Origin of the sequence: Amycolatopsis sp. WAC 04182, from assembly GCF_003947465.1 — a bacterium.
Taxonomy (GTDB): domain Bacteria; phylum Actinomycetota; class Actinomycetes; order Mycobacteriales; family Pseudonocardiaceae; genus Amycolatopsis.
The window spans coordinates 1,142,633-1,155,520 of the sequence record NZ_QHJJ01000001.1; the positions used below are offsets into that span (position 1 = coordinate 1,142,633).

The following is a 12,888-nucleotide window of genomic DNA, read 5'->3' on the forward strand; positions in this document are numbered from 1 at the left end:
CACGGGGCACTGCGCGAGACTTGGGGTATGGCTGAACAGGAATACCGGATCGAACACGACACCATGGGCGAGGTGCGCGTCCCCGTCGACGCCCTCTACCGCGCGCAGACGCAGCGCGCCGTCGAGAACTTCCCGATCTCCGGCCGGGGCCTGGAGCGCGCCCAGATCCGCGCGCTCGGCCTGCTGAAGGCCGCCGCGGCGCGGGTCAACGCGCGGCTCGGCGTGCTCGACGCCGAGGTCGCCGAGGCCATCGCGAAGGCCGCGGACGAGGTCGCCGAGGGCAAGCACGACGCGCATTTCCCGATCGACGTGTTCCAGACAGGTTCCGGGACCTCGTCGAACATGAACGCCAACGAGGTCATCGCCACGCTCGCGTCGAAGGCGCTGGGCCGCGACGTGCACCCGAACGACCACGTCAACGCCTCGCAGTCCTCGAACGACACCTTCCCGACGACGATCCACGTCGCCGCGACGGAAGCCGTCCTGTCCGACGTGATCCCGGCGCTGGAGTACCTGGCCGGTGCGATCGAGACGCGGGCGGGCGAATGGGCGGACATCGTGAAGTCCGGCCGCACGCATCTGATGGACGCCGTGCCGATCACCTTCGGCCAGGAGGCCGGCGCGTGGGCGTCGCAGGTCCGGTTCGGGGTCGAGCGGCTGAAGTCGGGGCTGCCGCGGCTCGGTGAACTGCCGATCGGCGGGACCGCGGTCGGTTCCGGGCTGAACGCGCCCGAGGGTTTCGGCGCGGCGGTCTCGCAGGAACTGGCTTCGGTGACCGGTCTTCCGCTGACCGAGGCGCGTGACCACTTCGAGGCGCAGGCGACGCAGGACAGCGTCGTCGAGACGTCCGGGCATCTGCGCACGGTCGCGGTGTCGCTGAACAAGATCGCCAACGACCTGCGCTGGCTGGGTTCCGGCCCGCGCACCGGGCTCGCCGAGCTGGCGCTGCCGGATCTCCAGCCGGGTTCGTCGATCATGCCGGGCAAGGTGAACCCGGTGATCCCGGAGGCGACGCTGCAGGTGGTCGCCCAGGTGATCGGCAACGACGCGGCGGTGGCCTTCGCGGGCGCGGCGGGCAACTTCCAGCTCAACGTGAACCTGCCGGTGATCGCGCGCAACGTGCTCGAATCGGCGCGGCTGCTCGCGGCCGTCTCGCGGCTGCTCGCGGACAAGGTGTTCGCGGGCGTGACGGTGAACGCCGACCGCGCGCGCGAGTACGCCGAGGGTTCGCCGTCGATCGTGACGCCGCTCAACAAGTACATCGGCTACGAAGAGGCCGCCGCCATCGCGAAGCAGGCGCTCAAGGAGCTGAAGACGATCCGCGAGGTCGTGATCGAACGCGGTCACGTCGCGAACGGCAAGCTCACCGAGGCCCAGCTGGACGAGGCTCTCGACGTACTCCGCATGGCTCGCGGAGGCCGCTAAGCGCCGAGAGCGACCACAGCCGCGTGGAGTGGTGAGGCGAGCGAAGCCCCCAGCCCACTCGAAGGCGGTGTCTCGGTGAACAGGTGCAGCCACGTCAGCACCGGGCCGAGCAGGATCGCGTGTACGAGAGCCGGATCGGGCCGTCGCGAGAGTTCCCCTCTCGCGACGGCCCGATCCAGCATCTGGACCAGATATCCGCGTTCACGGCCGAGGAACACCTCGCCGAACCGCGTTTCCAGCACCGGATCCGCCCGTACGTCGGCGAGTAGCGACGGCAGCGCCTGCCGGAGTTCCACACTGTCCAAAGAGGACTGGATCACTTCAAGAACCGCGGCCACGTCGCCCCGCAGCGAGCCGGTGTCCGACGGTGGTTCGAGCTCGACGGGATGGACCACCGTGGCGAACACGAGTTCCGCCTTGGAGCGCCACCGCCGGTACACGGCCGCTTTGCCGACGCCCGCCCGCGCCGCGACCGCGTCGATCGTGCAGCGCTGGTAACCGGATTCGGTCAGCAACGCCCGCACGGCCTCGCGGACCGCGTCGTCGATTCCTTCTTCCCTCGGCCTGCCTCTCGCCATGCCCACAGTTTACGAGACTGGCAGTTCCGTATATCGTCCGGGTATGACCTGGACCAGAACCTCCCGCGAAATCCTCCCCTGCCCGCCGTCCGCGCTCTGGGCGCCGCTGGCCGACTTCACCCGTTGGCCCGACTGGGATCCCGACCTCGCCAGTGTCGAACTGCACGGCCCCGCCGAGGTGGGCTCGACCGGTTTCCTCGTACCGAACGGATTCCGCGGCCGCGTGCACTCACGCGTCGCCGAGCCGTTCACGATCACGTCCCTGACCCAGCACCGCGAGATCGCCTTCCGCCAGCCGATTCCCTTGGGCGCCATGGAACTCGTGCTGACCCTGACCGAGGTCGACGGCGGGACGGAGTTCGTCCAGAAGGTCACCTTCGGCGGGCCGCTGCGCTCGGTCATGGTCGCGATCATCGGCGGCGACGTCGTCAAGCACTTCGACGTCAAGTGCGCCAGGCTCGCCGAGCTCGCGGCGGCGCAGGCCGATCACGACGCCTGAGGACACCAGCGCGACCCCGATCACTTGGGAGAGGCGGAAATCCTGCATGCCCAGCAGGAGCGAGACGGCGAGACCGGAGACCGGCATCAGCCCGACCAGCACCCCGGCCCGGTCCGCACCCAGCGCCGAAACCGCCGAGTACCAAAGAAGAAACGCGATCGCGGTGACGACGACCGTCAGGTAGCCGAGCGCGATCAGTTCACGCCCGTCCGGCCACGCCCAGGCGCCGGACGGGTCGGCGATCGTCCCGACGGCCGCGCCGCCGACTCCCGCGGCGAAACATCCCCAGGTCGCGGTCGCCAACGGCCCGATCCTCTCGAGGACACCGACGGCGAGCAGCGTGAAGAGCGCTTCGCACACCATGGCGAGTGCCGCCAGCACCAGCCCTTGCCAGCGCGCCGCACCGCCGCCGGACAGCACGGCGATGCCGAGTCCGGCGAGCACCGCGCCGGTCACCGGCGCCCACGAGGGCCGCTTCCCCCTGGCCAGCGGCCCCGCCAGCGCGAGCACGAGCGGCGTGCCGCCGAGGAACGCGGCGACCAGGCCGGGTTCGGCGTAGCGCTGCGCGAACAGCAGGCAGGCCTGGAACCCGATCATCCCGGTCGCCGCGAGGGCGATCAGCGCCGGCACGTCGCGCATGCCCGGCAACGGCAACGAGCGCCCGCTGAGCCGCGCCCACGCCAAGAGGAGGAGTCCCGCCAGCGCGTACCGCAGCGCCTGCCCGGTGATCACGGGATAGCCGTCGAGCATTCCCGTCACCGGCACGGACGCGCCGACGATCAGCACCCCCAGTACGCCGATCGTCACGCCTCTTCGTTCGTTGTCCATGGCCTCACGATGGCGGCTTTTTGGTCCGAACCGAAGAGCCAAATCACGCTTGATTGACAGGACCATAAGTGCCGTCGAGCGCAGGATGGGCAAGAGTGGCGTGGTGCCGCCTCATGCCGGGACTGGCGCCCACACTGTCCACAAGGACGGAAGCCTTGCCGGTCGTGTCCAATTTGGGCGTTTTGAGCAAGGGTCGTGAGTGGCAAGGATCGTTCTAACCCTCCTTACCACTCACGACCCTCGCGAGAACCGGACATAATGACGTCGACCGGACGTGCTGTCGGGGCATGTTGTCCCTTGTGGACACTGTGTGCCTGGGCAGCCCGCAACCCTGCTGCCCAGGGTGGCTATCTCATCGCGAAGACGGCGCCGCGTTCGACTTACCCCTCACGACCAACCCGAGCCCCCGCCACGGCCACGTCGCGAAAGCCACTTTCGGGACATCAGGCGTCGCGAAAGTGGCTTTCACGACACGCCTCGGCCACCGCCGACCGTGCCGCGCGGCCAGCCTGGGTCTGTCAGGACCAGGCACGCACCCCGCGCGTTCCGGGATACTCGGCGCCATGACCGAGACGGCCGAACTGGGCGACTTCCTCAAGGCACGCAGGGCCGCGCTGGACCCGGCGGACCTCGGCCTGCCGACGGGGTTCAACCAGCGTCGGGTCGCCGGGCTCCGGCGCGAGGAGCTGGCGCAGCTGGCCGGGATCAGCGTCGACTACTACACGCGCCTGGAGCAGGGCCGGGCGCGCAACGTGTCCGATTCCGTCCTCGAATCGCTGAGCCGGGCGTTGCGCCTGCACCGCGACGAGGAGGCTTACCTGCGCAACCTGGCCGCCCCGAAACGCAAACGTGTCGCGCGGCCGCGGGCGGGGCGGATCCGGCCGGAGCTCCAGCTGATGCTGAACGCGATCCAGACCCCGGCGCTCATCTTCGACCGCTACGGCGACGTGCTGGCCTGGAATTCGCTCGGCTCCGCGCTTTCCCTCGACTTCGCCGCGCGGCCGGCGAGTGAGCGCAACATCCCGAAGATGTTCTTCCTCGACGAACGCGCCCGCGAGCTGCATCCGGAGTGGGAAACCGTGGCGAAGGAGATCGTGGCGAACCTGCGCGCCGAGAGCGGGAAGTATCCGGACGATCCGCGCTTCGCCCAGCTGGTCGGCGAGCTCTCCCTCGGCAGCGAGGCGTTCCGGAAGCTGTGGGCGACGCAGGCCGTGCGCGAGAAGGCGCACGCGTGGAAGGTCGTGAACAACCCGATCGTGGGTGAACTCCGGCTGCGCTACGAGACGCTCCGGCTGCCCGACGATCCGGGCCAGGCCCTGGTGATCTACACCGCCGAGCCCGGCTCCGACACCGAGCGCGCGCTCCGCCTGCTGGCCAGCTGGGTCGCCGACCCCACGGACGCCTGAGCCCGCTCGGCGAGGAACGTGGCGGGGCTGAAGGGCGCTTTCCCCGCATGCGATGCGAGTAAAGCGCCCTTCACCGCGTGAGACGAGGGGAAAGTCCCCTTCAGCTCAGCGCGAAACTGTCGGTGCCCGGGTCCATGATGGACCCATGTTGCTCACCGAGGTGGTGACCGCGTCGGCCGAACTGGCCGCCACGAGGTCCAGGAAGGCGAAGATCGCCACCCTGGCCGCGGTCCTGCGCGCCGCGGGCGAGCTGGAACTGCCCGCGGTCGTCGCGTTCCTCACCGGGCAGCCGACGCAGGGCCGCATCGGCGCCGGCTGGCGGACGCTGGCCGAACTGAAGACGGCCCCGGCCGCCGAGCCGTCGTTGACCGTGGCCGAGGTCGACACGGCACTCGGCACGGTGGGGGCAGCGTCGGGTTCGGGTTCGGTGAAGCTGCGCGCGGAGACGTTGCGGGCGTTGTTCGGCAAGATGACCCAGGAGGAGCAGGACTTCCTGATCCGGCTGCTCACCGGCGAGCTCCGGCAGGGCGCGCTCGAAGGGATCATGGTGGACGCCATCGCGGCTTCGGCCGAGATCCCGGCCGAAGCCGTCCGGCGGGCGTTCATGCTGTCCGGGCAGCTCCCGGTGACAGCCCTGGCGGCCATGACCGGCGGTCAGGAGCGGCTGGCGGAGTTCAAGCTGGCCTTGGGCAGGCCGATCCGGCCGATGCTGGCTTCCCCGGCGGAGTCGCTGGACGAGGCGATCACCGAGCACGCCGATGCGCTCGTCGAGTACAAAATGGACGGTGCGCGGATCCAGGTCCACCGCGACGGCGACGAGGTGCACGTCTACACGCGGACGCTGCGGGAGATCACCGGCAGCGTCGGCGAACTGGTGGCCCTCGTGCGTTCGCTGCCGTGCACGTCGGTGGTGCTCGACGGCGAGACGCTGGCACTGACCGACGAAGGCAGGCCGAGGCCGTTCCAGGAGACGATGAGCCGGTTCGGCAGCACCCGCGAGGAGCAGGTCAAGGCGCTGCTGCTGCGGCCGTACTTCTTCGACTGCCTGCACCTCGACGGCGTCGACCTGCTGGACGCGCCGCTGTCGGAACGGAACGTCGCCCTGCGGCAGGTCGCGGGCGAGCACGTCATCCCCGGTGAGATCGCGCCCGCCTCGGCCGAGGCGGTGCTGGAAGCGGCGATGGCCGCCGGGCACGAAGGCGTGATGGTCAAGGATCTCGCGTCGCCGTACGCGGCGGGCCGCCGCGGGCGCGCGTGGCTCAAGGTGAAACCGGTGCACACGATCGACCTGGTCGTGCTCGCCGCGGAGTGGGGCCACGGCAGGCGCACCGGCACCCTGTCGAATCTGCATCTCGGCGCCCGTGATCCCGACGGCGGGCCGCCGATCATGGTCGGCAAGACGTTCAAGGGCATGACCGACGAGCTGCTGGCCTGGCAGACCAAGACATTCCAGGAGATCGAGACCCACCGCACGGACTGGGTGGTGCACGTGCGGCCGGAGCTCGTCGTCGAAATCGAACTCGACGGGGCCCAGGTGAGCACGCGGTATCCCGGCGGGCTGGCGCTGCGCTTCGCGCGCGTCGTGCGGTACCGGCCGGACAAGGAGGCCGCGGACGCCGACACCATCGACACCGTCCGCGGCCTCCTCAAACCCGGCGATCAGTCACGTCAGTAGCAGCGGTCCGAAGAGATCTTGTACGTGTAGTTGTTCGACAGGTTGGAGGTCACCTCGAACCGGATCTTGTGGTAGACCGGCGGCTCCCCGAGCACGCCGTGCTTGACCGTGCGCTCCTTGCCCGGCGCGATCGCCCCGCTCCAGAGGCCCTTGTCGAAGACGTCGTCGATGATCTGGACGAGCATTCCCCGGTAGTCGTGGTTGTGCACGGTGATGTCGATGCTCTGCCCCGCGCTCACCTCGACGACCTTCGTCTTCCCGCCCATCAGCGGCCCGCCTTCACAGACCTTCGACGCCGCCGAAGCGGACGGTGCCATCAGCAAGGTGCCGGCCAGCGCGACCGGGACGACGGCGAACAGCTTCTTCTTCATCGGTTCCCCACAACGGTCTTGACGACAGTGGACTGGACGGCCAGGTCGAGGCCGATCTTCATGTTCCCGCCGCAATAGGCCTTCTCGCCGTTCTTGAAATGCACCGTCAGATCCCCGGCGCATTCGAACACCTTGACGTCCCAGGTGCGCGTGCCCGGCTTGAGGCAGATCGCGTCCTTCCCGGCCCGGCGCATCCAGCCGTGGTAGCCGGATTCGCAGGAAATGATCGGATCACTGCCCGAAACGGGCGCCGGAGCCGCTTGCGCGGCGGTGGCCGGCAGGAGCGCCACGGTGAGCGCGGCTCCGGCCAATGCGGCGACCTTGACGTACGGACGCATGGATTCCCTTTCCGCAAATAATGTGAGAGTGTTTCGGAAAATCCCCCATCCGGAATTCCCGGACGCCGATGACGTTAAAGGCCGCCGAAGCCACTCCGGAAGCGATTCACGACCGCGAAATGGCCATGGCCGACAGAACACTGTCCACGCAGGTCAGCGCTTTGGCCATCGGCCCGGAAGGTCAAATGACACGGACGGAGAAGAACACCGCGCGGGTGTTCGGCAGCAGGATGTGCCCTTGTTCGTCGGCCATCTTCCAGTACACCTGGCAATGCCCTGGCCGGTCGGGCGCACGCACTTTGACGGAGACGCGCACGCGCTCGCCGGGCGCGGTCTGCGGGACAGCTACGCGTTCGGGTGTGCCGCATTCGCCGGGATTCCCGAACGAACCGGCGCGGACCAGATAGCGGCCGACCCATCCGACCGTTCCCGCGTTGCGGAACTCCCAGGTCTTCACGAAGGTCGATCCGGCCGCGACCTCGCTGCCGTCGGGAACGGTGACGTCGGCGACGAATTCCGACGCGTCGCCGACCGGCGCGGCGGGCTCGGAACCGAACGGCGCGGCGAAGACGAACACCAGCGCGGCGACGAGGACGACCGCCACGGCTCCGGCGAGGAGGAACGCCGTCCGGCGCGAACGCTCCGGCGCGGGTTCGGGCACCGCACCGGCTGACAGCGCGTCCCGCGCGCGTTCCCATTCACCGCGCCATTCGTGCCGGACCTCGTCCTCGTCACCGCCGAGCACCTCGGCGGCCAGCACGCGGACGAACTCCCAGGCCGTCTCCCAGCTGGGCAGCCGCTCTCCGCGAGCGGCGGCCGAAAGCGCGGATTTCGACGCGAGCGCGCCGTACTCGTCGCGCATACGGTCGTAGGAAGGGTCACCGGCGGCCCGTTTCAGCTCCCACAGCCGTCGCGCGAACTCGGCGACGGGTCCGCTGTCCTCCGCCGGACCCCGCGCGACCCGTCCGCGGCGTCCGGGCCTCCGCTCGACGTCCATCGCAATCCACGATATGACCCGATGGCCGGGAAGACCCGGCGGCGTCCCGCCCCCGATCGAGTGGCGGCGTGCGGTGGTGACGGGACGTCGCTACCCGATCACCCATAAAGTAGGCGAATGCAGGCTTCCAAGATCGCGCGTGCCTGGTTCGGCGCGACGGCGCTGGTGGTGATCGCCGGTCTCGCCGCCCAGATCCCGGTCTCCGCGGGCACCACCGGCGGCACCTTCCACACCCCGGCCGGACGGGTGGCCAACCTGCTGGCCTTCTTCACCATCGACTCGAACATCCTGGTCGGCGTCGGCAGCCTGCTGCTCGCGCTCGGTGTCACGGGCCGGTCGACGCTGTTCGGCGTGCTACGGCTCACCGGCCTGGTCGGCATCACCGTGACCGGTGTCGTCTTCCAGGTCGCGCTCGCCGATCTCTACGAACTGCACGGCTGGGCCGTTTTCGCCGACACGATGCTGCACAAGGTGTCGCCGTTGATGTGCGTCGCGGGCTGGCTGCTGTTCGGGCCGCGCGGCCAGCTGTCGTGGCGGATCCTGTGGTGGTCGCTGCTGTATCCGCTGGTGTGGCTCGCGGTCACGCTGGTCCGCGGCGCGATCATCGGGTTCTACCCGTACCCGTTCGTCGATCCGGGGATCAACAGCTACGGCGGCGTCGCGTTCAACTGTGTGTTGATCGGCGTGCTGTTCATCGGCCTCGCGGCGGCCGCGGTCGGTTTCGACCGCACGTTCAGCCGCAAGGACGAGGTGGACGACTACCTAGCCCCGGACCCGCCGGAAAGCGTTGAGCGGATCCGCGACGCCGGCACGTACTAGCGTCCGCACCGCGCCGAGCCGCCGGTCCACCGGTTTCCCGGCGGCCACCCGGTGCATCTGCTGGGTGTGCCACTGGATCTCGAGCAGGCTGTCGGCCAGCCGGAGGCCGGTCTTCGGAGCCGTGCGCTGGGCACGGGCGTCCTCACCGTCGAGCAGGCGGCCGGGCAGTGCCGGGTCGACGATCAGCGGCCTGCCGAGACCGATGACGTCCAGCGCGCCGGAGCGCAGCGCCTCCGCCATGCCTTGGGGGCTGGTGAAGCCGCCCGTGACCATCAGCGCGACATCGGTGACCTGCCGCGCCTTCGTGGCGTAGTCGAGGAAGTAAGCCTCGCGGCTGGCGGTGCTCGCCTTGGCCGACCCCATCATGGCGGCCTTCTCGTAGGTACCACCGGAGACTTCAAGCAGGTCGATACCCGCTTCACCCAGTTCGCGGACGACTTCGAGCGACTCCTCCTCGCTGAACCCGCCGCGCTGGAAGTCCGCGCTGTTGAGCTTGACCGCGATCGGCACCGCGTCGCCGACCTCGGCGCGCACGCGGGCGACCACTTCCAGCAGGAACCGGCGCCGCCGGAGCGCGTCACCGCCCCAGCCGTCGGTGCGCCGGTTGGTCAGCGGCGACAGGAACTGCGAGACGAGATAGCCGTGCGCCCCGTGGATCTGGATTCCGGCGAACCCGGCGTCGACGACGGTCCGCGCGGCCACGCCGAACCGGTCGACAATCGCTTCGATCTCGTCGACGGTCAGCGCCCGCGGCGTCGCGAACACCGAGCGGATGCCTCGGTCGCCGAACGGCACCGCGGACGGCGCGACCGGCTGACGGGACAGGAAACGCGGGCTCTGCCTGCCGGGATGGTTGAGCTGGACCCACAACCGGCTCTCGGTGCCGTCGGCCGACCGCGCCCATGGCTTGAACTCGGTCGCGTCCGGCTCCCGGGACACCGCGACGTTGCGCGGTTCGCCCAGCGCGGTCGGATCGACCATGACATTGCCGGTGATCAGTGTCCCGGCACCGCCTCGCGACCACGTCCGGTACAGCTCGGCCAGTTCGGCGGTCGGCCGGTTCCGGCGATCGCCGAGTTGCTCGCTGAGCGCGGCCTTGGCCAGCCGGTTCGGCAGGATCGCGCCGCACCGCAGTTTCAGCGGTTCGGCCAGCAGTTCCTTGGGCTCGCTCATCGCGTTTTCTCCCGCCGTTACCTACTGGGCAGTATCCCTACTCGAAGTAACATACTCGCGGTATGTCGAGTACTCAAGGTGCACCGACACCGAAGGGGTTGTCGATCACGTAGCGCCAGAGCCCGTCCTCGCCACGCCTCGCGACGTCGGTGGCCGTCGCCGCGAGGTGACCCTTGATGACCCAGTCGACGATCAGCAAGGCCAGGTCACCGGCCACGTGCACCTGGCGCGGAGTGACCTCGATGGGCTGCCCAAGCGCGAGGATCCCGCCGTTCGCGGCCCGGCGTTCGGCACCGCTCACCCGCACGCCGTCCCGGCGGACGAACACGGCGTCCGGCTCGTAGACGGTGTCGAGGATTTCGACGGATCCGGTGTTGAAGGCGGTTTGGAAGACGAAGGGATGTTCGGCGGGGTCGGCGGTCAACGGCACACTGGGGGAATGCGTCATGCGGACAGCGAAACCGACCGCGAAGCAGGTCACCAAACGGAAACCTTCGACGGCGAACTCGTCCCGGACGCCCGCGGCCGGACGCGGCGGCCGGAGCCGGACTGTCCCGTCGAGGTCGCGCTCGCCGCGATCTCGGGGCGCTGGACGACGCTGGTCCTCCGGGAGCTGATGGGCGGAGCCCGGTCCTTCAGCGACCTGCGCACGGCGTTGCCCGGCTTGTCCGCGAAGGTGCTGACAGAACGCCTCGGCGACCTGACCGAGCGACGCCTCGCCGTCCGCGAGGAACTGCCGGGGTTCCCCAGCCGGACCAGCTACCGGCTCACCCCGGCCGGGCTGGAACTACGGCCGCTGCTGATCGAGCTGTACCGCTCGGGTTCGGCGCTACTGGCCCAGTAGGCGCGGCGCGATCGGCTCCACCCGCGCACGCACCTTGACTTCTTCGGCCATCTTCCGCGCCCAAGCCTGCAAGCCCGGGATGTCGATCCCGTGCGGACGGCCCTCACGGAACGGCTCGATGTTCTCGGCCCCGCGCTCCAGCAGCGAGGCCGCTCCGTTCCCGTTTCCCCTGGCCACGTGGGTCAGGCCCACGGCGAGCTGCGCGAGACCGCGCCACAGCTCCCGCTCCGGCCCGTCGGTGGACTTCCACGCGTCCTCGAACACCTCGTGCGCGTGAAACGGGCGGCCCGCGTCGAGCAGGCGCTGCGCCTCGGAAACGGTGTCCTCGGGGCTCCGTTCGATGCCTTCGGGCTGGCGTTCGACACCGTCGGCGCCGTACGGGAGCGGCCTGCCGAGGCCGTCCCGCGGGCGCGCGTTGCGGGCTCGTCCGGCTTCGTCACGGTCCCGGTCGGTCATGCCGTCATTGTCCCACGCGGGTATCCTGGGGCCTCGTGCGCTTTCTCGACGGGCATCGGCCCGCTCACGACCTGACCTACGACGACGTGTTCCTCCTGCCGAACCGGTCGGACGTGGAGTCCCGCTTCGACGTCGACCTGTCCACCGTGGACGGCACCGGCGCGACGATCCCGATCGTGGTGGCCAACATGACCGCCGTCGCGGGCCGCCGGATGGCCGAAACGGTCGCCCGGCGCGGCGGGCTCGTCGTCCTGCCCCAGGATGTCGACGTGGCCGCGGTCGCCGACATCGTCAGCTGGGTCAAGAGCCGTCACACCGTGTGGGACACCCCGCTCGTACTGACCGGCGGAGACGCGGTGGCCGACGCGCTGAACCTGGTCGGCAAACGCGCCCACGGCGCCGTCGTCGTCGTGGACGAGGACGGCAAGCCCGTCGGCGTCGTCGATGAAGCGGCTTGCGCCGGCGTAGACCGCTTCGCGCGCCTCGCCGACGTCGCGGAGCCCGCGGTCGTCACCGTCCCGCTGGACACGCCGCCGCGTGAAGTGTTCGAGCGACTGCACGACCACGGAGGCCGTCTCGCGCTCGGCATCGACGAAAACGGCAGGCTCGCCGGCGTCCTGACCGAGATCGCGGCGCTGCGCGCGGAGATCTACGCCCCGGCCGTCGACGACGGCGGCAACCTGCGCGTCGCCGCCGCGATCGGCGTGAACGGTGACGTCGCGGCGAAGGCCGAGGCCGTCCTCGCGGCGGGCGTCGACGTGCTGGTCGTCGACACCGCGCACGGCCACCAGGAGAAGATGATCTCCGCGCTGAAGGCCGTCCGGTCGGTGAACCCGCGGGTCCCGGTCGTCGCCGGGAACGTGGTCACCGCCGAGGGCACGCGCGACCTGATCCACGCGGGCGCGGACGTCGTCAAGGTCGGCGTCGGCCCCGGCGCCATGTGCACGACCCGGATGATGACCGGCGTCGGGCGCCCGCAGTTCTCCGCCGTCGCCGAATGCGCCGCGGCGGCACGCGAACTGGGCAAACACGTCTGGGCGGACGGCGGCGTGCGGCATCCGCGCGATGTCGCACTGGCGCTCGCCGCGGGCGCGTCGGCGGCCATGGTCGGCTCCTGGTTCGCCGGCACCCACGAATCCCCCGGCGACCTGCGTTACGACGAGCAGGGCAAGCCGTACAAGGAGTCGTTCGGCATGGCGTCGAAGCGCGCCGTCGGCGCCCGCACGCGCACGGACAACGTCTTCGAACGCGCCAAGAAGGGCCTGTTCGAAGAAGGCATCTCGGCGTCGCGGATGGCGCTGGACCCGGCTCGCCCCGGTGTCGAAGACCTGCTCGACTCCATCGGCTCCGGCGTCCGCTCCGCCTGCACGTACGCGGGCGCGCGCACGCTGGAGGAGTTCCACGAGCGCGCGCTGCTCGGGATCCAGTCCGCCGCCGGCTTCGCGGAAGGACGTCCCCTGCCCTCGGGCTGGTGAACCC

At 69.9% G+C, this 12,888-nt stretch carries 14 protein-coding genes and 1 pseudogene; 7 read left to right on the forward strand and 8 right to left on the reverse strand.

Going from position 1 to position 12,888, the window contains the following annotated elements; genetic code table 11:
* The first annotated feature begins 27 nt into the window (after window positions 1-27).
* Window positions 28-1,425: a class II fumarate hydratase gene (locus DMH01_RS05755; RefSeq protein ID WP_125674028.1), complete on the forward strand. Its 1,398-nt coding sequence runs from the start codon at window positions 28-30 to the stop codon at window positions 1,423-1,425.
* Here DMH01_RS05755 and DMH01_RS05760 read toward each other — a convergent pair.
* The gene (locus DMH01_RS05760) at window positions 1,422-2,003 is read right to left on the reverse strand and encodes a TetR/AcrR family transcriptional regulator (RefSeq protein WP_125674029.1); all 582 of its coding nucleotides are present in this window, start codon (window positions 2,001-2,003) and stop codon (window positions 1,422-1,424) included. The genes DMH01_RS05755 and DMH01_RS05760 overlap by 4 nt on opposite strands.
* 43 nt (window positions 2,004-2,046) lie before the next feature.
* On the opposite strand from DMH01_RS05760, the gene DMH01_RS43655 reads away from it, so the two are divergent.
* Complete coding sequence (locus DMH01_RS43655) at window positions 2,047-2,502, forward strand: SRPBCC family protein (RefSeq protein WP_370323346.1); 456 nt, start codon at window positions 2,047-2,049, stop codon at window positions 2,500-2,502.
* Here the strand turns inward: DMH01_RS43655 and DMH01_RS05765 are convergent.
* Window positions 2,500-3,396, reverse strand: a pseudogene (locus DMH01_RS05765) (DMT family transporter); the annotation flags it as partial. The gene DMH01_RS43655 and the pseudogene DMH01_RS05765 sit on opposite strands and share 3 nt — an antisense overlap.
* Before the next feature lie 497 nt (window positions 3,397-3,893).
* Between DMH01_RS05765 and DMH01_RS05770 the strand changes: the two are divergent.
* Together DMH01_RS05770 and DMH01_RS05775 are read left to right on the forward strand one after the other, a co-directional pair.
* Window positions 3,894-4,736 carry a helix-turn-helix transcriptional regulator gene (locus DMH01_RS05770; RefSeq protein WP_125674030.1) on the forward strand — a complete coding sequence of 281 codons (843 nt, stop codon included), beginning with the start codon at window positions 3,894-3,896 and terminating at the stop codon, window positions 4,734-4,736.
* Between the two features lie 145 nt (window positions 4,737-4,881).
* Complete coding sequence (locus DMH01_RS05775; RefSeq protein WP_125674031.1) at window positions 4,882-6,411, forward strand: ATP-dependent DNA ligase; 1,530 nt, start codon at window positions 4,882-4,884, stop codon at window positions 6,409-6,411.
* Here DMH01_RS05775 and DMH01_RS05780 read toward each other — a convergent pair.
* The 3 genes from DMH01_RS05780 to DMH01_RS05790 form a co-directional block, all read right to left on the reverse strand.
* The gene (locus DMH01_RS05780; RefSeq protein WP_037340871.1) at window positions 6,405-6,782 is read right to left on the reverse strand and encodes a hypothetical protein; all 378 of its coding nucleotides are present in this window, start codon (window positions 6,780-6,782) and stop codon (window positions 6,405-6,407) included. The two genes, DMH01_RS05775 and DMH01_RS05780, sit on opposite strands and share 7 nt — an antisense overlap.
* Window positions 6,779-7,120 carry a hypothetical protein gene (locus tag DMH01_RS05785; RefSeq protein ID WP_125674032.1) on the reverse strand — a complete coding sequence of 114 codons (342 nt, stop codon included), beginning with the start codon at window positions 7,118-7,120 and terminating at the stop codon, window positions 6,779-6,781. Before DMH01_RS05785 ends, DMH01_RS05780 begins: the two co-directional genes overlap by 4 nt.
* Before the next feature lie 181 nt (window positions 7,121-7,301).
* Complete coding sequence (locus tag DMH01_RS05790; protein ID WP_125674033.1) at window positions 7,302-8,117, reverse strand: NBR1-Ig-like domain-containing protein; 816 nt, start codon at window positions 8,115-8,117, stop codon at window positions 7,302-7,304.
* A 117-nt stretch (window positions 8,118-8,234) separates the two neighbouring features.
* On the opposite strand from DMH01_RS05790, the gene DMH01_RS05795 reads away from it, so the two are divergent.
* A complete protein-coding gene (locus DMH01_RS05795; RefSeq protein ID WP_125674034.1) occupies window positions 8,235-8,936 on the forward strand; it encodes a Pr6Pr family membrane protein in 702 nt (233 codons plus the stop codon).
* Here DMH01_RS05795 and DMH01_RS05800 read toward each other — a convergent pair.
* Both DMH01_RS05800 and DMH01_RS05805 read right to left on the reverse strand, forming a co-directional pair.
* Window positions 8,880-10,109 (reverse strand): NADH:flavin oxidoreductase/NADH oxidase family protein, encoded by a 1,230-nt coding sequence (locus tag DMH01_RS05800; RefSeq protein WP_125674035.1) that lies wholly within the window; start codon window positions 10,107-10,109, stop codon window positions 8,880-8,882. The two genes, DMH01_RS05795 and DMH01_RS05800, sit on opposite strands and share 57 nt — an antisense overlap.
* Window positions 10,110-10,182: 73 nt before the next feature.
* On the reverse strand, window positions 10,183-10,557 hold the full coding sequence (locus DMH01_RS05805; protein WP_233621409.1) for a DUF4440 domain-containing protein: 375 nt from the start codon (window positions 10,555-10,557) through the stop codon (window positions 10,183-10,185).
* Here DMH01_RS05805 and DMH01_RS05810 point away from each other — a divergent pair.
* Window positions 10,549-10,953, forward strand: a complete 405-nt coding sequence (locus DMH01_RS05810; protein ID WP_125674037.1) for a helix-turn-helix domain-containing protein — start codon at window positions 10,549-10,551, stop codon at window positions 10,951-10,953. The genes DMH01_RS05805 and DMH01_RS05810 overlap by 9 nt on opposite strands.
* Here the strand turns inward: DMH01_RS05810 and DMH01_RS05815 are convergent.
* Complete coding sequence (locus tag DMH01_RS05815; RefSeq protein WP_125674038.1) at window positions 10,939-11,409, reverse strand: DUF309 domain-containing protein; 471 nt, start codon at window positions 11,407-11,409, stop codon at window positions 10,939-10,941. The genes DMH01_RS05810 and DMH01_RS05815 overlap by 15 nt on opposite strands.
* A gap of 35 nt (window positions 11,410-11,444) precedes the next feature.
* Between DMH01_RS05815 and DMH01_RS05820 the strand changes: the two genes are divergently transcribed.
* Complete coding sequence (locus DMH01_RS05820; RefSeq protein WP_125674039.1) at window positions 11,445-12,884, forward strand: GuaB1 family IMP dehydrogenase-related protein; 1,440 nt, start codon at window positions 11,445-11,447, stop codon at window positions 12,882-12,884.
* The last annotated feature ends 4 nt before the right edge of the window (window positions 12,885-12,888 follow it).